Source organism: Undibacterium sp. YM2, from assembly GCF_009937975.1.
Classification (GTDB): domain Bacteria; phylum Pseudomonadota; class Gammaproteobacteria; order Burkholderiales; family Burkholderiaceae_D; genus Undibacterium.
This window is the reverse complement of record NZ_AP018441.1, coordinates 1,164,381-1,185,657: the sequence shown is the minus strand read 5'-3', so window position 1 is coordinate 1,185,657 and position 21,277 is coordinate 1,164,381. Positions and strand designations below refer to the sequence as shown.

The window sequence follows — 21,277 nt, the reverse complement described above, 5'->3', positions numbered from 1 at the left end:
AAACCTGTGCATCCATTACATTAGCGTGCCATGGCGGTGGAGAGTATCTGGTCAAACTCTTGTTTGGAGACGCGATAACATTCACCGGCATGCATTTCCAGGCCTTCACGGTCGAGCATGGTGATATTGCCTCGCTTGTACTGGATCAGGCCTTCGTGCTGCAATTTACCGGCGGCCTCTGTCACGCTTTCGCGACGTACACCGAGCATATTGGCGATCATCTCCTGCGTGACTTTGATTTCATTGCAATGCAGGCGGTCCAGCCTGTCGAGCAACCAGCGTGATAATTGCTGGTCTATCGAATAATGGCGGCCACAGACAGAATTTTGCGCCATCTGGGCAAACAGGGCCTGGGTATAACGCATCAGTATCTGCTGCAACTTTCCGCCCCTAGCATAAGCCTCTTTCAATACTGAGGCTTTAAGTTTATAGGCGTCACCAGCACATTGCACCATGGCCGTACCCAGGGCACGTTCGCCCATGACGGCAGAAATGCCCAGCAAACCTTCGTGGCCAGTCACGCCGATTTCTGTAACATCACCATCAGCCAGTACGTACAGCAAGGCCACGACGGCAGTGGTAGGAAAATACACGTGGGACAGCTTGGCTCCATACTCATACAGTTCTTTATCAAATGGCAGATGCACCAGTTCCAGGTGCGGCAGGAGGAACGCCAGTTCATCTTCAGGCAAAGCAGCGAGGATGTCGTTCTGCATGGTTTCATCAAGCAGGCCGACATCAGTTGCGGCTGCTGGTGCATAATCAACTGAATACCTGCGATGCAAAGTACCGCCGGGAATCAGCGATGGATGTGCGGTCATAGAAACTTGTGTTTGCGTGATATTCATTTTTGTTCCTCTTTTCAAAGACATCCAATTTCGTCCTGTACCTGAGATAGCTATGGTACAAAATTCATTTTCATGACATTGACACCGGTTGTTTTTCAAGATTTTCCCGATGACTTTCAAGCTGATTACACTTTAGTTTGTTATCCGCAAAACTGGCATCAGAGAGTCTGGCAGTCGCTTGTACGCTGAACACGCTGCACTGTGTCGGACTTGTCCTACAAGGGAGTTGCCATGCCACATGGTTTCGGCATGCAAGTGAAGGTGCGCTATCGCACTGACCAATAGAGATGTGAAATTTAAGATGATCTGCATCACAACAGTGGAGAATGATCATGAACATATACAAGCAAACTGCCATCGCCGCAACACTTGTTGCTTCGGCCATGCTCACAGGCTGCGGCAGCAGCCCGCCATCTGCAATGACCGGGGCGCCAGCCTCTCAGGCAACTTATGGCCGCTATGGCGTGATTGAATCAATTCAGGTAGTACAGGTCAGCAACGAGAAAAAAGGACCTGGTGCTGGTGCTGTAGTCGGCGGTATCGTTGGTGGTATCCTGGGTAATCAGGTGGGTGGCGGGCTGGGTAATGCTGCGGCCACGGCTGCCGGGGTAGTAGGTGGTGCCATCGTCGGTAACAATATAGAAAAAAATAATCGCAACCAGCAGTTACGCGAGGCATACCAGATCAGTGTGCGACTGGATAATGGCGTCTATCAAAGCATTATCCAGGATAATATTGCCGATCTGCGCGTCGGTGCCCAGGTATACGTAAAAGACAATCACGTCTATCGCAACTAAGTTTACACAACCGGTAGCAATGACTGGTTTGATAATGCAAAAAGCCATTCCAGCGAGGAATGGCTTTTTTATGTCTGAAAGACTGATGCAAACTGCAGATCCCGAAAACGAATATCTCATTCATTCAATAACTCTGCGACGGCTTGCATGCCATCTATATGCTCGGCAACGACTTTCACAACCACAATAATAGGCACGCCCAGCAGCAAACCCCAGGCACCCCATAACCAACCCCAGAATAGCAATGAGATAAAGACTGCGGCTGTATTCATTTGGGTGATGCGACCTGTCATCCAGGTGGTGACCACTGTGCCTACCAGTACCGCAATCGCTATGGAAACACCAGCCACCAGCAGTGCCATGGAAATAGTACCAAACTGCACATAGGCGACCAGGCAGACTGCCAGCGCCATTAACATGGACCCGAAATAAGGAATAACATGCAGCAGGCCGCCCGTGACCGCCCATGCACCGGCATTGTCCAGGCCCATGAGGTGAAATGCTATCCAGGTCAACAAGGCCAGCAAGCCATTGGTAATCAACAGCATGAACATGTATTGCTGTACCGAAGTATTGATCTTGCTGAGTATCTGTACGGTGATACGTTTGTGTGTCAGTGACGGACCGGTAATCTTGACCAGTTTTCTTTTGAATTTATCGCCTGACAGCAAGAGGAAGAAAACAAGAAACAACATCATGACCGTCTGCCCCAGCAAGTCCATGAAGCCCAAGGACCCAGCCAACAAGAGCTCACGCAACTTCAGTACCGGAGTTTCACTGGCAACTGCCTTCTTCACATTGGGCTGGCTGCCTGTAGTTGCCTGGCTGGTTGCCTTTTCTATTTCTGTCGCTGCTGTCTGCATCTTTTGCATGAAGCCAGCCTGACCCAGCTTCAGCTTGCTCATTTCATTGGAAAACTGGCGAGTTGCTACAGGCAACTGGTCAAGTATTGCGTCAAATTCTGTATGCAGTGAATTGACCTGTGTAGCGATGATAGTAAGCAAGCTGACCATGACCAGAGTCGTAGAAATCACGCGCGGTAAACGCAGGCGTTGTAATGCATCGACCAACGGGGACAAGGTATAGGCAATCAGTATCCCGAATGTCAATGGAATGAAAAAGCGTTGCGCGACACGCAGGGCGAAGACGAAAGCAACCGTTGCCAGTATGGTCAGGGCAAGGCCACGGGCGTTAACATGAATGCCGGGGATCAGTTGCGATGAGGTGTCAGTGGCGGCAGATGCTCTGATTTCAGGCGCAGCAATTTCAGCAACCAGACTGACATCATTGCTGTCAGTGTTGCCAGTGCCTCCATTATCAGCGGGTAAATTGGGTAGAGGTACATCCATCGCCTTTGTCCATTCATTTGAATTATTCTGCTTATTGAATTAGCGATTTGCGTGCTGCTCGCAGTGAATTTTCCGGGTCTGAGCACCATACAGCCTGGTGCTCAAACCTTGGTAGCGTCAGGCGCTTAATGCTTGTGATTTTCTTTCAATGATTCCTTGATATTACCAATCGCTTTTTGCATGCTGCCTTCTACCTGCTTGGCGGCTCCTTTGACTTGCTGCTCCTTGCTACCGACCAGCTTGCCTGCCTCTTGTTGGACTTTACCTGCCACTTTTTTTGCTGCGCCTTTGACTTGATCTGAATTCATCATGAAGCTCCTGTATAAAAAGGGGACTACAAAAATTACTTGTATCCGGCTTTGCATCATCACCGATAAGTAACATTGCCTTGTTGCTGCCGGATCAAAGTAAATTCAGTTTATGCGGAGAGAAAGAACACTTCAGTGTGTTAGCGAACACAAATAAAAAAACTCCACAATCAGTTAAACAATTAAGCTAGCTGTTTGTGGAGCAGATGGCAATCACGTCTGGCTGTCACGTAATTGCCGGCAAGCGCAGAACCGCAAGATGCAGGTTTATTTGAATCACCTGTGATTTGCAGGTTCTTGTACTCTTACAGAATGGCGCGGGCTCTGTGCTGGTCTGCACAGAGCCCGCGGGCCATCAACTGATTATTTAATGCGTATATCGTTTTTGACCGACTTAACGCCTTTGACTTCGCTCGTCACACTGACGGCCTTGCTGGATGAAGCCGGGTCGGCAACAAAACCGCTTAACTGGACTATGCCTTTATAAGTTTCAACATTGATTTCACTTGCTTTCAATGTTGGCTCATTGACGATGGCAGCCTTGACTTTAGTAGTGATGACAGTGTCATCAATATACTCGCCTGCGCTTTCCTGTTTGGCAGTTGAAGCACAACCAACCATCAGTACCATCATGCTTGCCAGAAAAATACCCGTGATTTTTTTAACTAAGCTATTCATTTTTATACTCCTTGTTGAGGATTTCACCTGTTTATATGCCAGATGGGAAGACTTGCTTTAGATGCCTGCATTCACTACATCAATTGTCTGTGACTGACAGTGTTGCTCCGTCAGTCTTTAACACACTGATTTTTTATCATTCAGGCATGGGATGCATCGTAACAGCGGCGACGGTCCTCAGATATAGGACACTGGACCGCAAGCTTGTAGGACTCACGGAAATGCAGGTGCACAAAAAGCTTCTGCCGCACCTGGCAATGAAGGCAGGCAGGAGGCAAGGGGTTTTATTTTTTTGCGTTCAAAAGCTGAGCTGGTGCTCTTTCAAAATAAGAGATGGCAGCATCATGAAATACATAGAGTACCTGGTCAGGTGCAAAGTCTTCAAAAACAATTTTTTTCAAACTGGCGCGCTCAGTCTCTGTCAGCAGATTGATATTATTCATGGACAGATGCCAGACTTCGCCATAGTATTCGGCAAAAAAACCGGCGATGCCATGACCAAAGGAATCCGAGATCAATAACAGTCTTGGCCCCTGTTTTTTTTCGTGCCGGTAACGGCTGACATCGCCTAACGAGGCAGCCACACCCTTCCACTCAGGGAAACAGTCAACTCCCGCGCAAGCAGTAATACCTGCCCGGGCATAGTCGGGTTCCCTGGTTGGCACGTTCAGTGTGACACCAGGCAGGAACTGCTGGATGTCTGAGGGCCGGTCATGCAACTGCGCAGATAGCGTGCTCAAGCTCGGATGTTTAAAATATTTTTCAGACAGCCATTGCGCCAGAGCTTGCGGGCCCATGCCTGTCCAGTGAAAAGTATTTTTTGGATACACTTCGGTTTTGGCCTTGAGCGCCAGCATCTCGGACAGGGGATAGATCACCCGGCCTGCCAGGCCTCGTTTTTGATCAAGACTGGCAATCACTCCTGGCAATGTAGGGGTATATAACTGACACTGGCTTTGCAACCAGTCCGGCATTTTCTCTGCATAGACGATGGGTTTGGTAGGCACCATGAGCAGGTAACTATCGGCCTTGGTCTGTAAAGCTGTCTGCATGAAGCCGGATGCAGTTTCCACCATGCCTGCACGGTCTTGCGCAGTCACATTTCTACCGCACAGGAAGTGCACCATGCCCAAAGGTGTATTGGCAGCATGGGAGTTAAAGAAGATATAGCCATCTTTGCCTGCAGTCAGCTGCACGGCATTGATATCGCCGAGCAGGTGATAACGCAGGCTGTTATTCCATGCTACCAGTTGACTCCTGAGACCAAAGTGATCATTCAGATAGGCATCAACTGCGGCTGGGAATTTCAACATATCTGCCATGTTCGCCGGTAATACCGGTGCGCTTGCCAGGACGCGGTTTTCCGTGTTACTACCCTGCCATTTGCCACTCAGGTGAATGAGGGCTGGCAGTATCAACAAGCCAAAGAAAGCAAAGATAAAGATTACCCTGCTATAAAAACTTTTTTTATAGCCTGTGGATGATGTGCCTGGGCTGGATGATTTCATCTTTAGCTTCCAGTCTCAGAAACGGAAATAAATAAAGGGATTGTAAGCCCCGGTCGCCAGGCTGACTGCCGACAAGACAAACAGCGTCAGGCTAACAACAGGTACAATCATCCTGACGGGTGCCAGTGGCTTATTCAGTGCCTGCATGAGGGGAACAGACACCAGGATACCCATGCACAGGGCCGTGATGACCGTGCCATTCATAAAGCTCATGACAGGCGCGACTGCATTGTCTGCGGGCATGCCGCCTGCCATGGCCTGCAGGTAATGCAGAGCCTGGGCAAAACTGTCGCATCGGAAAAACACCCAGCCCACCATCACCACCAGTATCGTATACAGATGCCTGCATGCCCTGGGCAAGCCTGCCAGCACTTTTTGCAGGCCAGTACGTTCCAGTACCAGAAAAGCACCGTGATACAAGCCCCAGGCCACAAAGGTCCAGCTTGCGCCATGCCAGAGCCCGCACAGGAAAAACACGATAAACAGATTGCGGTAAGTGGTAAAACTTGAACCACGGTTACCACCGAGCGGTATATAAAGATAGTCACGGAACCAGCGCGACAAGCTCAGGTGCCAGCGTTGCCAGAATTCCGTGATGGATTGCGCGACATAAGGATAATTGAAATTGCGCGGAAACGTAAAGCCAGTCACCAGGCCGAGGCCTATCGCCATATTCGAATACCCAAAGAAATCAAAATAGATTTGCAGGGTATAGCAGGTGATGCCCAGCCAGGCGCTGGCCAGCCCCAAAGCCTCTGGTGCCAGTGAAAATATCTGGTCAGCAGGCAAGGCCACACTATTGGCGATCAAGACCTTTTGGGCGAGACCGAGAATAAAAATCTTGATCCCCAGCTCCGCCCTGCGCACAGTATGGTGACGCTGATGCAATTGCCTGGCGATGGTGGAAAAACGTATGATGGGCCCGGCAATCAATTGCGGGAACATGGTGATATACATGGCAAGGGCAAACAGATTCTTTTCATGCGCCGTTTTCTTGCGATAGACATCCACCAGATAAGAAATCGCATGGAAGGAAAAGAAAGAAATACCCAGCGGCAGCGTAACTGCCTCTGCTTTGGGCATGGCGATACCAACACCATTCAGCACGGCATACAAACTATCAAGCGCAAAATTGAAATATTTGAAGTAGGCCAGCAAGAGTAGATTAAAACCTATGCCTGCAATGAAGATGGATTTTCCTGTACCACCTTTTTCTTGCGCCCGGCCCATGCCCAGCCCGCACAAGTAATTGAGCAGGATGGAAATCAGTAATAAGGGCAGGTTCTTTGGTTCGCCCCAGGCATAAAATATCAGGCTGGCGAGCAGCAAGACAATATTGCGGATATGGCGAAACGGCAATGCAAAATACAAGACGAGAAAGATCGGTAAAAAATAAAATAAAAAACTAACCGTACTAAAAACCATGTTTTGTACTTTCCCTTGTGCTTACTTATTTGTACTCTGTGATCAAAGCGCCCGCCATTTCCAAATATGGCCTGCGTATCAGCGAAATATGTGTCTGGTGCGGGATTTTAATGCCATGTGCTGTAAAAAAGAAGCATAAGCCTGCTTTACCTGTGGGTCAGGCATTTTACTGCCCCTTTGTAATCAAGATAAATCGGTGCCATACCAAACAGTTTCAGCGATGCTTTTTTATTTTTCTGGCTTACTCTGCATGCTTGGTTTGCAGCATTACAATGGCACGCATGACTATAGAAACCACGATACCGAGTCCCCCTCTTACCCCGGTTCAGGAGTGGTTTGGTGAGTCTTTCAGCAATTTGCATCCTCTCCTGCAGCAAATCCATCTCCATGGCGGTATGCTGCAAGGCGAGATAGATATCAGACTGGGCAAGGGGCTGGCTGGTTTTCTAGGACGCCGGCTGGCAAAAAAGCTGGGCGTACCGACCACACAAGCCCGCTCAAACTACAAGGTCAGTATCAGCCATGCGCCAGGGAAATTGATTTGGGCCAGAGAATTCATTGCGCCGGATGGCAAGGTAGAAAAACTGGTCACTGTGTTTGCACCGCATGGCCAGTATCCGCATGCTTATTGGCAAGAGAGTACTGGGCTGATGCATTTCCGCCTGACGGTAGATATTCTTGAAGGCGGCGGCTGGAGCTGGCGCGTTCTTGCGGCGCACCTGCACGGCATACCCTTGCCTGTGAAGCTGTTTCCACAATCGCAAGCCTATAAATGCATAGAAGATGGACGCTATCGTTTTTATGTAGGCTTTGTCATGCCTGGCCTGGGCTTGCTGCTCAGTTACTCTGGCTTGCTGGAACTTGTACCTGCGATGGCTTCTGCATCGCCAGCAGATAGCCTACCCCCATGAAACCATGCAGGCGAAAGCGCTGAGTCAGCGGGTTATAGCCGAGACCATGCTGGTCCTGCAAGGCCAGGCCGCTGGCGTCTGCCATGGCAAGTAATTCTGCTGGTTTGATAAATCGCGCATATTGATGCGTACCTCGCGGCAGAATGCGCATGAGATATTCCATTCCCACAATCGCCAGCGCATAACTCAGGGGATTGCGGTTGATCGTTGAGAAAAATACCCAACCACCAGGTTTGACCATTTCTGCACAGGCCTGGATGACAGCAGCGGGAGATGGCACATGTTCCAGCATTTCCATGCAGGTAATGACATCGTATTGTCCAGCATGTTGCGCTGCCCATGCCTCGGCACTGCTTTTGGCATAATGCACATCCACATCCTGGCTTTGCGCATGCCACTGGGCGATTTGCAATGGTTTGTCAGCCAGGTCTATGCCTGTGACTTTGGCACCCTTGCGCGCCATGGATTCTGCCAAAATGCCGCCGCCACAACCCACATCCAGCACCTGCTTGCCTGCCAGTTGAACCAGGCGGTCTATCCATTCCAGCCGGTGTGGATTAATTCTGTGCAGTGGCTTGAATTCTGAATTCTCATCCCACCAGCGGCTTGCCAGGCTGTTGAAACGTGCCAGTTCGGCTGGGTCGGCATTGCTTGCTATCGTATGAATTGTGCTCATGACATTCTCTATTGATTGATGATGGTCGAATCAGGGCCTTACCAGTGACCGCGTCTGCGGTTCCAGCGGTACAAGTGTCTGGCGATGAAGTTATACAGTGGTCGCGTCAAAAAACTCAGCCTTAGTGTCAGCCAGGCCAGCCAGCGACGGCCACTGGTTTGCGACCACAAGGCAGCCAATGCCTGCTCACCTGTCAACAGTTCGCCCCTGGCATTGCGCACATGCAGGCGCTCACGTACGGTTTCCAGCTCGCTGTTGATTTCTTTGACTGCATCAGGGTCAATATGCACATCTACCCAGTTGATCTTGCATGTCTGCATGCGCCTGCGCTGATCGCGTATGCCAGCATCACATACAGGGCAAGCACTGTTGTAATAGACCGTCGTGCTGCCTGCAATGTCTTTTTCAGTTTCCATGATGCCTGTCTGCCTTTCTTCAGTTCACGATTCAAGCATATACCTTATTTAGCTAAATGTCTAATTATCTAATTAATTTCACCATCGTCAGCTAAAATGCTATGATGGGTAATCAACAGTTTTTACGTATTATGGAAAAAGTATTTGAAGCCCTGGCATCGACGCCACGCCGGAAGATTCTGGCTTATTTATCGGAGACAGAATTGTCTGCCGGGGAAATTGCTGCGCGTTTCGACATGACCAAGCCATCCTTGTCCAAGCATTTGCGCATACTGGAATCAGCAGGACTGATTGCCAGCGACAAGCGCGGGCAGTTTGTTTTCTATCGTTTGCAGGGGGACAATCTGGCAAATACGCTGGCCAGTTTCATGCAGGCAGTATGCCCAGTATCCAAAGCCCTGAAAAAAGAAAGCAAGGCTTTGGCGACGAAAAAGTCTGTTGGAAAAACAGTTTAATCAATCAAGACTGGCAATTCACTATCTTGCTTTTGCCGCTTTGTCTGTGGAACAGCAATAACCCTGCTCACCAAGCCAGGTTGGGCCAGGGGATTATTTCTGCCGGTAAATAATTTCTTGATCAGATAGGCCATACGGTTTTTCTGGAAGTCGTAATAGCCGCTTAATATGCGCTCTACCGCTGCAAGCTGATGCTCCAACTCCATACTCACCATGGGTGAAATCCAGTCTGTGCGCCAGGTGATTGTTGCACCACTATCCAGATCAAGATTACCCAGGACAGGGCTGACACCTGAAATTTCACAGGCCAGCGCATGACTGAAATCTTCGGCATAAAACTTTCTTAAAGTCCCCAGCCCAAAATCAATGAGATATTGTTCATCGACTATACAGACGGCATGACCTTCTTTTTGCTGCTCGTGGACAAAACCTTTGTAGCCTATATAAAAAACACCGTTATTTTGTTTGATTTCGGCATAGCATCCCTGGACCCTGGCAGCATAACCTTTTTCTGACAATATGCGCGCCAGCATGGCAGACATCGCAAAACAGCAACTGCCATATTGTTTGAAGAAATCAAGAATTTCGAAATCATCCGCAACCTGTCTCAGTTCATGGGCAAGTTTGCGGTCTTGTACTACTTGTAGAAATGCGGTGTTCATTGTTACGAATTAAGACAATGAATGAAATTTCATGCACCATCAAAGAATATATTTACAAAAAGCAATAATATAAAATTCGCAATGATTTGTACGTGATAAATAGTAATTACTTGTAAGCAGATGTTTCTATCTGTCCGCAGCGTTCTTCAAACTCAGGCTAGCAGAGTTATGCAAGAAAACAAGTCGGGTTTAACCCGGTGCCTCAACCAGCATGCTGGTCATACGCCTGACCAGGGGCAAAACCAGCAACAAGGTGGGAAACGCAAATGCCCAGGACAATGCCCAGGAACCCATCCAGATTTGCAAGAAATGATCCACTAATCCAACACTGCGCAAGGTACTGATGAAAGAGACGATAAAGGTCATCAGTATTGATAAAAGGAAGGGCATGACCAATCCGGCATAACGTGCTGGCAATTTACGCATGTGATAAACCAGGAAAAAATTGTTGAGTGTTCATAGAAGCCGCCCTTGCGCGCCTGCCTGTTCAATATCTGCCAATACCCACCAATACCAGCGACTAGCACTTGTAGCGAGATGCGGTACATCAGACCTGGCTGCTGGGATTAACGACCGAAGCAGATTTACATCAACGCTGAGAAGATGTTTATCAACTTAGTGTAATTGGCAATAAAACAAAAGTAAACAAGGGCGGATTAAAGCACCAGCTTGCCTTGAAACAGCTATTGCGTGTAATTTGACGGCTTTTCTGTCGCTGCAAGCGCTTATGATTCTCCAAGAAAATTTACAGCAAACCTTTTATCAGGCAAGTGCTGCGGCTAATGATTACCCATCTCTGCAAGAAAACCTCGATTGCGAAGTCTGCATCATCGGCGGTGGTTTTGCTGGCCTGGCGACGGCAATGGGCTTATTGGAGCGTGGCGTCAGCAATATCGTCTTGCTGGAAGCGGAAGTGATAGGCCACGGCGCCTCTGGCCGCAATGGTGGTTTTGTGTTTGGCGGTTTCAGTCTCGACAATGCAAGCCTGATCAAACAGGTTGGCCTTGAACCTGCACGCAAGCTGTATCAACTGACATTGGATGCAGTTGCCCTGATACGGCAACGCATCACGCAACATCAGATGGAGTGCGACGTCAACGACAATGGTGTCTTGCTGGCCAACTGGTTTGATGATGCGAAAAAGCTCGAGCAACAAAGAGATTTCATGCTGCGCGAATTTGAAGTCGATTGGACGCCGTGGTCACGGGAACAGACCCGTGCCGTGTTGCATACTGAGCGGTATTTTGGTGCCCTGCATGAGCAGAATGCGTTTCATTTCCACCCGCTGAAATATGCCCAGGCCCTGGCCAGGGTTTTGAGCTCCGGGGCTGTGCGTATCCATGAGCATAGCCGCGTAAGCGCGATTGATGCCAGTAGTGCTGAAAAGATTGTGCGTACGGCAAACAGCTCAGTGAGAGCGCAATATGTGGTCGTCTGCTGCGGCGGCTACATAGAAAGACTTTATCCGCAGTTGGGGCGCTCTGTACTGCCTATCGCCACCTATGTCATGGCGACTGAAAAGCTGGGCGACAAACTGGCCAGCGCGATGCAAACCAGTGCTGCGGTCTATGATACCCGCTTTGCTTTTGATTATTACCGGCCACTGGCTGACAGCCGCCTGCTCTGGGGAGGACGTATTTCCATACGCGATAGGCAGCCCGCCGAAGTCGCAGATTTACTGTATGGGGATATGCTCAAGGTGTATCCACAACTGGCTGGAACAAAGGTCGAATATGCCTGGAGCGGCCTGATGAGCTATGCCCAGCACAAGATGCCACAAATTGGCTGCCTGCCTGACGGTATCTGGTATGCCATGGGTTTTGGCGGCCATGGCATAGCACCAACCACGCTGGCGGGCGAAGTCGTGGCGCAGGCTATCGCTCACAAGCAAACTTTACCTCATGGACTTGATCACTACGGCTTGCCGCCCGCCTTTGGCGGCCTGGGCTTGATGGCCGCACAATGCGCCTATTGGTACTATGAATTGCGCGACTGGCTGCGCGAATAAACAGTTTGCTAGTGCAGACCATGTCGCATATTCAAAGATGCGGTAAGATCATGCCATGAAACCACATCTTGTCGTCGCCCTTGCCTATGATCAATTGTGTACCTTTGAATTTGGCTGCACGGTTGAACTGTTTGCCCTGAACCGCCCGGAACTGGGTGTGGAATGGTATGACTTTGCTGTTTGCGCTGCGGAACCCGGCAAGTTGCGGGCCGCCGGCGGTATTACGGTAGAAGTGCCACATGGCCTGGATATGCTGGATCAGGCCGACACTATCATCATCCCTGGCTGGCGTGATGCCGATGAAACGCCACCGCCAGCTTTGCTGGACAAAATTCGCCTCGCACATGCGCGTGGTGCGCGTATCTGTACAATCTGCTCTGGCGTGTTCATCCTCGCTGCTGCTGGCATACTCGATGGCACAACCGTCACTACTCACTGGCGCTATGCAGAAAAACTGCTGAAACGTTATCCAGAAATCACAGTGCAGGCAAACGCCTTGTATGTAGATCAGGGGCAGATCATGACTTCAGCAGGTTCTGCCGCCGGGCTGGACATGTTGCTGCATCTGGTACGCAAGGATTATGGTGCGAAAGTCGCCAATATGGTCGCGCAGCGCCTTGTGGTACCGCCGCATCGCGAAGGCGGGCAGGCACAGTTTGTACCACGCCCCATGCCCGCAGATGAACATGCACGTCTGGCCAAATTAATGGACTGGGTCAGATCCAACCCTGCCCTGCCGCATAATCTGGCCTCGATGGCCGAGAAAGCTGCCATGAGTACCCGCACCTTGCAACGTCATTTCAAGGACAGCACGGGCATGGCACCAGGTGAATGGCTGATACGTGAACGCGTCGCCATCGCCAAGGAATTGCTGGAGTCACCAGCAAGCAGCCTGCCACAGATAGCCGAGCTGGCAGGCTTTGGCTCGGAAGAATCTCTGCGCCGCCACTTCCGCCGCATCGTTGCGAACAGTCCCGGCAATTATCGCAAGCAATTTTCTGTTGATGCACAAACACCCGCTTAACAGTTGCAAGTTTGTCTTACCCAAAAAAAGGGCTGCACGGTCAGCATGCAGCCCTGTCAAGCGCTCTGCAAAACACTTACTTCATTAGTAGCTCACCAAACCATGCACCGTAGGCTGGTAATTCCACCTGACCATCGGTGACTTGCCCTGGCAAGCCAGCGTCCTTCAATTGCACTGCATTCTGAGTTGCTGGCCAGTTAAAACTTACAGACTGATTTCCCAGATTAAATGCTGCCAACAGAGTATTGCTGCCAGTCAGGTCACGGCGTATCGCCAATACAGGTTCAGGGGCATCGAAGAAGCTGATTTCTCCTCTGCTAAGCTGTGGATATTTTTTGCGCCAGGCCAGGATATGGCGGGCAAAATTCAAGACAGACTGATCATCCTGATCTTGCGCAGAAACTGCATGTGCAGCATGTTCCGCCGGCACTGGCAACCATGGTTTTCCAGAACTGAAACCGGCATTTACCTGATCTGCCTGCCAGGGCATGGGTGTGCGGCAACCGTCGCGGCCTTTGAATTCTGGCCAAAAAGTAATGCCATACGGGTCTTGTATATCTTCATAGGCGATGTCGGCTTCCGTCAGCGCCAGCTCATCCCCCTGATAGAGGCAGGGCGTACCTTTCAAGGCCATTTGCATGGCCAGCAGCATTTTGGCTAATTGCGGCGTTGCCTCTGCCCCACCCCAGCGTGTCATGACGCGTACGGAATCATGGTTACCCACGGACCAGGATACCCAGCCACCTTTGACGCGTGCTTCGTATTCCTCGACTTGCTGGCGTATGTAGGCAGCAGAGTAAGTCGCCGTCAGCAAATTGAAGCTATAGGCCATCTGCAATTTATTGTCATCGGCGGTGTAATCTGCCATCACTGCCAGCGAATCATCAGCCCCTACTTCACCGATGGCTATCGCGCCATATTCATTCAACAAGCTGCGGATTTTTTCCAGGAAGGCCAGGTTCTCTGGCTGCGTCTTGTCATGGATATGCGCCTGCATGCCATAAGGATTATTGTCCTGCACGGTCTTGTTATCGCGCACCTGGCTGGGTGGATTATCCCGCAAAGCCTGGTCATGGAAATGGAAGTTGCAGGCATCAAGACGGAAACCATCCACACCACGCTGCAGCCAGAAACGCATATTGTCGAGATGCGCCTGTTGCACTTCAGGGTTGTGAAAATTCAAATCAGGCTGGCTGACCAGAAAATTATGCATATAGTATTGACGACGGCGTGCATCCCATTGCCAGGCAGAGCCGCCAAACACAGACAGCCAGTTATTCGGCGGTGAGCCGTCTGCCTTGGGATTGGCCCAGACATACCAGTCGGCCTTGGGATTGTCGCGGCTCTTGCGACTTTCCACAAACCAGGGGTGCACTTCTGAACAGTGCGACAAGACCTGGTCTATCATGATCTTCAAACCCAGTTCATGTGCGCGCTCGAGCAAGGCATCAAAATCAGCCAAAGTACCAAAGATGGGATCGACATCGCAATAGTCTGCCACGTCGTAACCAAAGTCTTTCATCGGTGAAGTGAAAAAAGGCGAGATCCAGACGATATCCACACCCAGGCTGGCGATGTAATCAAGTTTGGAAGTAATACCAGGCAAATCACCTATGCCATCGCCATTGCTGTCTGAAAAACTGCGCGGATAGACCTGGTAAATCACGGCATCACGCCACCAGTCGCTTGCTTGCTCTTTGCTAGAGTTATTCATGGATATGGAGTTTGATTATTAATCTGAAAAACAAGACCGCTCAACACAAAGACACGGAGACACAGAAAGAGGCAAAGAGAAAACATGAAGGAGAGTTCTACTGAGCAGATCAAGCTTTTCCCTCAGTGTCTCCTCCATGTCTCTGCGCCTCTGTGCGCCTGTGTGATAAATGGTCTTTTCATTCAAGTATCCGCATGGCCATCCAGGGACAGCCGCTCATTCAATATTGCAGAGACGCCCAAAAATGCAGGATACTCTGCCGTGATCAGGTAAGTCGGTATTTGTGCCAGATAATCGGCAAAGCGCCCCTTCGCTTCAAAGCGCTGGCGAAAAGCTGACTGGGTAAAAAACTCACCAAGGCGCGGTACTATGCCGCCACCTATATATACACCACCAGTCGCTCCCAGTGTCATGGCCAGGTTACCGGCGATAGTGCCCAGCATGGCGCAAAAATAATCGACGGTGCGCGTGCAGATTGCACAACTGCCATCCAGTGCGCGACGGGTGATATCGGCTGCATTCATTGCTTCAGTATCGGCCTGTTTATCCATTTGCGCCAGGATGCGGTACATCAACTCCAGACCCATGCCTGAGATCAATCTTTCGGCGGAGGCATGCGGATATTCTTTCCAGACCTCGCGCAGAATTGCTATCTCCAACTCATTGCTGGGAGAAAAACTCACATGCCCACCTTCACTGGACAATGCAACCCAATGCCCACCAGATGGAATGATGCCAGACACACCCAGGCCAGTACCGGGACCTATCAAACCTATGGCGCGATTAGGCTGGGCATGGCCGCCACCTATCTGTACACGCTCATTAGCAGCCAGATGCGGCAAGGCCATTGCCAGAGCGGTGAAGTCGTTGACGACCAGCAGATTATCAAACCCGGCAGCCTGCTGTAAAGATTCTATGGAAAAAGTCCAGTGATGATTGGTCATACGAACCACATCACCATCAACAGGATTGGCAATGGCGATGGCCGCGTTTTTTACCGGTGACTGGCATACGGCCAGTACTTCAGGACTGGACAAATAGGCGGCGATGGCAGATTGCAAGTCAGGATAGGCATTGCATGGCAATACAGCAATAGCATTAAATTCGTGACTATTTATTTCCAATGCGAAACGTGCATTGGTACCACCTATGTCTGCCAGCAAGCGTGGGCCGGCATTGCATGATTTTTTTGGATTATTGCTCAACATCTCACCATTCATTTTTTTTGCGCCTGAGTGGAGCTGAAATAAGAAAGCAGGCCACGATCAGATTTTATGTAGCAATACTACATATATCAACTGCACATGTCTAACAAATTTGCGATTATTGGGTTAGAATTTGAAAAAATATTGGCGTAAATCTGACTTTAGCCACAATAAAACCGGTAAAACCAGCCGTGAACTCGATTTTATTTATGTAGTCACACTACTTTCATGTGATTAAAACATATCTACAATAAGAGTAAAGAAGCTTGTTTTACCCAGGAGACTGTTTTGTTTTTTGAACAAGCTATTGCACACGCAAAGAGCCACCTGAGCTTTTTGCTGGCGTGCGCACTCACGACTTGCGCCGCAACTTGTGGCAGCCACGCTGTCGCCAGCAATGCGCCAGACGCAGACCTTGCTGCATGCAATGCAGGTCCATTTGAGAGCATATTGTCGCCAGCCGCGATGCCAGCCACAGACGCGCGCGCCTATTGGCTTTCCAGCAAATTGATACGCTGGCCTGGCTTGGCAGCGGACAGCAAAGTCAGGCTATACATCTCCAGGACAGGGCAACTCAAACTCAGCAAGGGTACTAAACCAAGCGGCTTTGATGAAGTAGCTGCACTGACCGAATCAGACACGGCACTCGACAGCAGTATTGCGAAACGCTTTGCCTATATCGGACCAGGGAAAGTATATGAGCTTGCACATGCCGGTTTGCAACAATTGCGTTCATTGCAGCAATCACAAGCAATGATCGTCACAGAAGATAATGAAGGCCGGGTTATCGATTACACCGGCTTGCAAATTGCCGGTGCGCTAGATGATTTATACAAGACAGCAGGCAATCTCAACGATTATGGCGCCAGCATTCGCAAGGCAGCAGTTGCCAATAAAACGCAGACACAATTCCGTGTCTGGGCACCGACGGCGCAACGGGTTTCCATTTGCCTGTACCCAGATGGCAAAGCCAAATCTACAAGCATACTGCCCATGCAATCCGATACCGATACAGGCAACTGGCAGACCAGTGCCGGGGTGGATTTATCCGGCAAGTATTACACCTACCTGATCGATGTTTACGTACCAGGCAGGGGCCTGGTGCGTAATCGCGTTACCGACCCCTACTCCATCAGCCTGACGACAGATTCAAAGCGCAGTTATATCGCTGACCTGTCTTCCAGCAAATTAAAACCCCTGGGCTGGGACGAGCAAACGCCAAACACCAAAGTAAAAAATCAGACCGACATGCAAGTCTATGAATTGCATGTACGGGATTTTTCCATCAATGACGCAACGGTGAGACCTGCCTGGCGCGGCAAGTACCTGGCCTTTAGCGAAACAAACTCCAACGGCATGCGCCATTTCCAAGCCCTGAGCGCAGCGGGTATGACAGACATCCATTTACTCCCTGTCTTTGACTTTGCCACGGTAGCTGAAGCAGGTTGCCAGACACCCGTCATCAAGGGCAAAGCCGATGGCGAAGAACAACAAAAAATCGCTACACAGTATGCGGACAAGGATTGTTATAACTGGGGTTATGAGCCCTATCACTATAATGCGCCCGAGGGTAGCTATGCCACCGATGCCAGCGATGGAGCCAAGCGCATCATCGAATTCAGGAAGATGGTCATGGCCTTGCACAATGCCGGTTTGCGCGTGGGCATGGACGTGGTTTACAACCATACTGCAGGGGCCGGACAAACTGCCTACTCAGTATTGGACCGCATCGTCCCCGGCTACTATCAGCGCCTGAACCAGCGCGGACAAATAGAGCGCTCCACCTGCTGCGACAATACCGCCACAGAAAATGCCATGATGGCCAAGCTGATGAGCGATTCTGTACTCTTGTGGGCACAGCATTACAAAATTGACTCTTTCCGTTTTGATCTGATGGGACACCAACCCAGACAGGCAATGGAAGACATGCAAGCCAGATTGTTACGAGAAACCGGACGCCAGATTCAGTTCCTCGGGAAGGCTGGAATTTTGGTGAAATTGCGGACGGCAAGCGCTTTGTCCAGGCATCGCAGTTGTCACTCAATGGCAGCGGCATAGGCAGCTTCAGCGACCGCGCCCGCGATGCCATACGCGGCGGCCATGGCGATGCAGGCGACGGCATAGTCAAAAACCAGGGTTACATCAATGGTTTGGTTTATATGCCAAACGCCCTGGCAGACAAGGCCAGGCCGCAGCAGGATCTTTTGCGCGCGGCCGACATGCTCAGGCTGGGTCTGGCAGGCTCGATACGCAGTTTCAGCATGCAGACCTTTGATGGCAAGACCAGGCAGTTACAATACATCGATTATGCTGGTCAGCCCGCAGGCTATGCCAGCCAGCCTGGCGAAGTCGTCAACTATGTAGAGAACCACGACAACCAGACCCTGTTCGACATCAATGCCTATCGCCTGCCGCTGGACACCAGCAGCGTAGACCGCGCCCGCATTCAGGCTTTGGCCCTGGCAACAACAGCGTTCAGCCAGGGCGTGGCCTACTACCATGCGGGTGTCGATATCCTGCGTTCCAAGTCCATGGACAGCAATAGCTTCAATTCCGGTGACTGGTTTAACCGGCTGGACTGGAGCTATGGCGACAATTATTTCGCTACAGGCTTGCCACCAGAAAAAGACAATGCCCAGTTTTATCCTTACATCAAGGCAGCACTGAAGCAGGCGAATATTAAACCGGCCCGCGCAGATATTACCTATAGTCGCGATCAATTCCGTGATTTATTGCAGATCAGGGCCAGTTCCAGCCTGTTCAGATTATCGACTGCGTCCGATATCGCACAGCGCCTGCATTTCTATAATACCGGTCCCACGCAAAATCCCTTGCTGATAGCAGCGCATCTGGATGGCAGGCAATTGGCAGGGGCAAACTTTGCTTCCATCATGTATTTCATCAATATCAGCTCACAGACGCAATCATTAACCATAGACGGACAAAGCCAGCGCAGCTATCAATTGCATCCTACACATTTGCTTACACAAGCAGCAGATAAACGTGTGGCAGCAGAAGCGAAGTATGAGAGTATCAGCGGACGGTTTACGATTCCCGCCCTGAGTGCCGTGGTCTTTGTAGGACAATAGGAAGGCAAGTGCAAGACAGCAAGATCTTTTTTGGAGCACGGCTTCATGAGTGCAATCTTGGTTTTAGTGCGCAACAGGCATCATGCAGTGCAAAGTCCTTCCATACAGACGCCTTATTGATGCAAAAGCCGGCCTTGTACATGGTTCAGATATTGCTTATTGCTTGACTGTTTTGAAGATGAAATACACAAGGAAATTGCGCTCGACGGGGTACAAATCAGGCGGCACAGATTATTTGGGACAGGGATTCATATGCTTGCTACAAAAAATATGAAAAGTTTTCAGCCAAGAAACGCAAATTTAACACCAACAGCGGTTATTATTACCGCCTTCATATTCTAAGATCGAGGAGACAGCCGGAATGGATTTTTCAAATCGCCAGCAAGAGCCGGGGAAGAAGTTTATAGGCTTAGGGCTGGTTATCGCATTTCACGTACTGGTGGTATATGCGCTGGTATCTGGATTGGCGCGCAAAGCGATGGAAGTGGTGATCAAGCCAGCAGAAGTCAAGCTGGTAGAAGAAGTAAAACCGCCGCCACCGCCGCCAGACACCCCGCCACCGCCACCACCAAAATTGTTGGCACCGCCGCCACCGTTCATTCCGCCACCGGAAGTCCAGGTCCAGCAGCCGGTTCAGCAACAGCCAGCGATATCGCAGGTGTCGAATGTCAAGCCAGAAAACCCGACATTCACCAAGACCCAGGCCCCGCCTGCACCAGTTGCAGAAGCCAAGGCCACAGGTCCCGTCACGATACCAGGCGTGATCGACTTCAACGTTGGTGGATGCAAACCGGAATATCCGCGTGCCTCCCTGCGCAATGAAGAAACCGGCACCGTCCTGTTGTCCGTATTGATTGGTGCAGATGGTTCTGTGGCCGACGTCAAGATCGACAAATCCAGCGGCTTCCGCGGTCTCGACAACGCGGTGAAATCCCAGTTGATGTCAGGTTCCTGCAAAAACAAACCAGGTACCGTCGATGGCAAACCACAACAGACCTGGGCCAAAGTCCAGTATGTATGGAAGCTCGAGTAATCAGGAATCCCAGGCAAGAGCAGTCGATCTACCAGACTGCTCTACCCAAGAAAATGAAGCAAGAGATGGTTCAGATCGATTCGTAAAAGATAAGTACCAGGCAACAAACAAACCAAGTAATACATAAGTAATACATAAAAACAGCAGTAAGCAATACCAACCTTATTTTGTTAAAAGGAAGCACCTCAATGAAAACCCGTTTCTCCGCATTCCTGGCTGCAACACTCCTGGCCTTGACAGCCGCCGTTGCCGTCGCCCCTGTTTCTGCACAGGAATCCGCCTCAGCAGCTGCCTCCGCTGCCGCTTCAGCCCCTGCTGCAGAAGCAGCCCCGGCACCAGCCGCTCCAGCAGACGCTGGCGCCCCGGCAGCACCAGCAGCCGCCAAAGAAATGGTAGAAAACCCATATGGTCTCGACGCCCTCTGGAAAACTGGTGACTTCGTTGCCAAAGGCACCCTCATCATCATGGTCATCATGTCCATGGGCAGCTGGTACATCCTCATCACCAAAATCATTGACCAGGTCAAATTGTCCGGTCAAGCCACAGATGCCCGCTCCAAATTCTGGAAAGCAGCTTCTGTCCAGGCCGGTGCCGCTTCTTTGAAAGAAGGCAGCCCATTCCGCTTCATCGCTGACTCTGGCATCAAAGCCACAGAACACCATGAAGGCGCCTTGCTCGAACAAATCGATCTGAACACCTGGGTCTCCATGTCCATCCAGCGCGCTGTTGATAAAGTTCAAAGCCGTTTGCAAGACGGCCTGGCCTTCCTGGCGACTGTGGGCTCCACAGCACCATTCGTCGGTCTGTTCGGTACCGTATGGGGTATTTACCATGCGCTGACAGCGATTGGTATGTCCGGTCAGGCATCGATCGACAAAGTAGCGGGCCCTGTTGGTGAAGCGCTGATCATGACCGCGATTGGTCTGGCTGTGGCTGTTCCTGCTGTATTGGGTTACAACTTCCTGGTCCGCCGCAACAAGAGCGCCATGGAAGAAGTCCGTGCCTTCTCCGCTGACCTGCACTCCGTAGTCCTGTCCGGTAATATGGGCAAGACAGCAGCAAAGAAATGAAGCACTGATGAAGCTACTGCGCGACGCGATTTTGAACCTGCGATGCTCATCGTACTAATGTACGACTGCGCTTCTTAGTCCAAACTAGCGCCGCTCGCCAC

The 21,277-nt window shown here is 50.5% G+C and carries 21 protein-coding genes; 9 read left to right on the top strand and 12 right to left on the bottom strand.

The annotated features are described in order from the left end of the window. Positions 1-20: 20 nt before the first annotated feature. A complete protein-coding gene (locus tag UNDYM_RS05395; protein WP_232063400.1) occupies positions 21-716 on the bottom strand; it encodes a Crp/Fnr family transcriptional regulator in 696 nt (231 codons plus the stop codon). A gap of 464 nt (positions 717-1,180) precedes the next feature. Between UNDYM_RS05395 and UNDYM_RS05390 the strand changes: the two genes are divergently transcribed. Further along, entirely contained in the window at positions 1,181-1,645 is a 465-nt protein-coding gene (locus UNDYM_RS05390; RefSeq protein ID WP_162040133.1) for a glycine zipper 2TM domain-containing protein, read from the top strand. Between the two features lie 116 nt (positions 1,646-1,761). Here UNDYM_RS05390 and UNDYM_RS05385 read toward each other — a convergent pair whose 3' ends face one another. The 5 genes from UNDYM_RS05385 to UNDYM_RS05365 form a co-directional block, all read right to left on the bottom strand. Continuing rightward, a complete protein-coding gene (locus tag UNDYM_RS05385; protein ID WP_162040132.1) occupies positions 1,762-2,994 on the bottom strand; it encodes an AI-2E family transporter in 1,233 nt (410 codons plus the stop codon). Between the two features lie 125 nt (positions 2,995-3,119). Next, positions 3,120-3,302, bottom strand: a complete 183-nt coding sequence (locus UNDYM_RS05380) for a CsbD family protein (RefSeq protein ID WP_162040131.1) — start codon at positions 3,300-3,302, stop codon at positions 3,120-3,122. A 363-nt stretch (positions 3,303-3,665) separates the two neighbouring features. Then, positions 3,666-3,980: a BON domain-containing protein gene (locus UNDYM_RS05375; RefSeq protein ID WP_162040130.1), complete on the bottom strand. Its 315-nt coding sequence runs from the start codon at positions 3,978-3,980 to the stop codon at positions 3,666-3,668. A gap of 284 nt (positions 3,981-4,264) precedes the next feature. Next, positions 4,265-5,488: a hypothetical protein gene (locus tag UNDYM_RS05370; RefSeq protein WP_162040129.1), complete on the bottom strand. Its 1,224-nt coding sequence runs from the start codon at positions 5,486-5,488 to the stop codon at positions 4,265-4,267. Positions 5,489-5,503: 15 nt separating this feature from the next. After that, positions 5,504-6,913: an MBOAT family protein gene (locus UNDYM_RS05365; RefSeq protein ID WP_162040128.1), complete on the bottom strand. Its 1,410-nt coding sequence runs from the start codon at positions 6,911-6,913 to the stop codon at positions 5,504-5,506. A gap of 272 nt (positions 6,914-7,185) precedes the next feature. Here UNDYM_RS05365 and UNDYM_RS05360 point away from each other — a divergent pair, with 272 nt between their 5' ends. Beyond that, positions 7,186-7,824, top strand: a complete 639-nt coding sequence (locus UNDYM_RS05360; RefSeq protein ID WP_162040127.1) for a DUF4166 domain-containing protein — start codon at positions 7,186-7,188, stop codon at positions 7,822-7,824. Here the strand turns inward: UNDYM_RS05360 and ubiG are convergent. Further along, entirely contained in the window at positions 7,751-8,500 is a 750-nt protein-coding gene (ubiG, locus tag UNDYM_RS05355) for a bifunctional 2-polyprenyl-6-hydroxyphenol methylase/3-demethylubiquinol 3-O-methyltransferase UbiG (RefSeq protein ID WP_162040126.1), read from the bottom strand. The two genes, UNDYM_RS05360 and ubiG, sit on opposite strands and share 74 nt — an antisense overlap. Before the next feature lie 38 nt (positions 8,501-8,538). After that, positions 8,539-8,916, bottom strand: coding sequence for a DUF393 domain-containing protein (locus UNDYM_RS05350; protein WP_162040125.1), 378 nt, complete (start codon positions 8,914-8,916; stop codon positions 8,539-8,541). Positions 8,917-9,047: 131 nt separating this feature from the next. Between UNDYM_RS05350 and UNDYM_RS05345 the strand changes: the two genes are divergently transcribed. Then, the gene (locus tag UNDYM_RS05345) at positions 9,048-9,371 is read left to right on the top strand and encodes a metalloregulator ArsR/SmtB family transcription factor (RefSeq protein WP_162040124.1); all 324 of its coding nucleotides are present in this window, start codon (positions 9,048-9,050) and stop codon (positions 9,369-9,371) included. Here the strand turns inward: UNDYM_RS05345 and UNDYM_RS05340 are convergent. Next, positions 9,368-10,033, bottom strand: coding sequence for a hypothetical protein (locus tag UNDYM_RS05340; protein WP_162040123.1), 666 nt, complete (start codon positions 10,031-10,033; stop codon positions 9,368-9,370). The two genes, UNDYM_RS05345 and UNDYM_RS05340, sit on opposite strands and share 4 nt — an antisense overlap. Before the next feature lie 189 nt (positions 10,034-10,222). Next, the gene (locus UNDYM_RS05335; RefSeq protein WP_162040122.1) at positions 10,223-10,459 is read right to left on the bottom strand and encodes a DUF2798 domain-containing protein; all 237 of its coding nucleotides are present in this window, start codon (positions 10,457-10,459) and stop codon (positions 10,223-10,225) included. A gap of 301 nt (positions 10,460-10,760) precedes the next feature. Between UNDYM_RS05335 and UNDYM_RS05330 the strand changes: the two genes are divergently transcribed. Then, a complete protein-coding gene (locus UNDYM_RS05330; RefSeq protein WP_162040121.1) occupies positions 10,761-12,041 on the top strand; it encodes an FAD-binding oxidoreductase in 1,281 nt (426 codons plus the stop codon). A 55-nt stretch (positions 12,042-12,096) separates the two neighbouring features. Next, a complete protein-coding gene (ftrA, locus tag UNDYM_RS05325; protein WP_162040120.1) occupies positions 12,097-13,065 on the top strand; it encodes a transcriptional regulator FtrA in 969 nt (322 codons plus the stop codon). A gap of 76 nt (positions 13,066-13,141) precedes the next feature. On the opposite strand, the gene UNDYM_RS05320 is transcribed toward ftrA, so the two are convergent. Further along, positions 13,142-14,779 (bottom strand): alpha-amylase family glycosyl hydrolase, encoded by a 1,638-nt coding sequence (locus tag UNDYM_RS05320; protein ID WP_162040119.1) that lies wholly within the window; start codon positions 14,777-14,779, stop codon positions 13,142-13,144. A gap of 182 nt (positions 14,780-14,961) precedes the next feature. After that, positions 14,962-15,999, bottom strand: coding sequence for a glucokinase (locus UNDYM_RS05315; protein ID WP_174244926.1), 1,038 nt, complete (start codon positions 15,997-15,999; stop codon positions 14,962-14,964). Between the two features lie 273 nt (positions 16,000-16,272). Here UNDYM_RS05315 and UNDYM_RS30475 point away from each other — a divergent pair, with 273 nt between their 5' ends. The 4 genes from UNDYM_RS30475 (at position 16,273) to UNDYM_RS05300 (ending at position 21,176) form a co-directional block, all read left to right on the top strand. Beyond that, positions 16,273-18,042 (top strand): hypothetical protein, encoded by a 1,770-nt coding sequence (locus UNDYM_RS30475; protein ID WP_232063720.1) that lies wholly within the window; start codon positions 16,273-16,275, stop codon positions 18,040-18,042. Beyond that, a complete protein-coding gene (locus UNDYM_RS30470) occupies positions 18,018-19,073 on the top strand; it encodes an alpha-1,6-glucosidase domain-containing protein (RefSeq protein WP_232063718.1) in 1,056 nt (351 codons plus the stop codon). The genes UNDYM_RS30475 and UNDYM_RS30470 overlap by 25 nt, the downstream gene beginning before the upstream one ends. 361 nt (positions 19,074-19,434) lie before the next feature. Beyond that, complete coding sequence (locus UNDYM_RS05305) at positions 19,435-20,106, top strand: energy transducer TonB (RefSeq protein ID WP_162040118.1); 672 nt, start codon at positions 19,435-19,437, stop codon at positions 20,104-20,106. Positions 20,107-20,294: 188 nt separating this feature from the next. Next, on the top strand, positions 20,295-21,176 hold the full coding sequence (locus UNDYM_RS05300) for a MotA/TolQ/ExbB proton channel family protein (protein ID WP_162040117.1): 882 nt from the start codon (positions 20,295-20,297) through the stop codon (positions 21,174-21,176). Positions 21,177-21,277 lie beyond the last annotated feature (101 nt).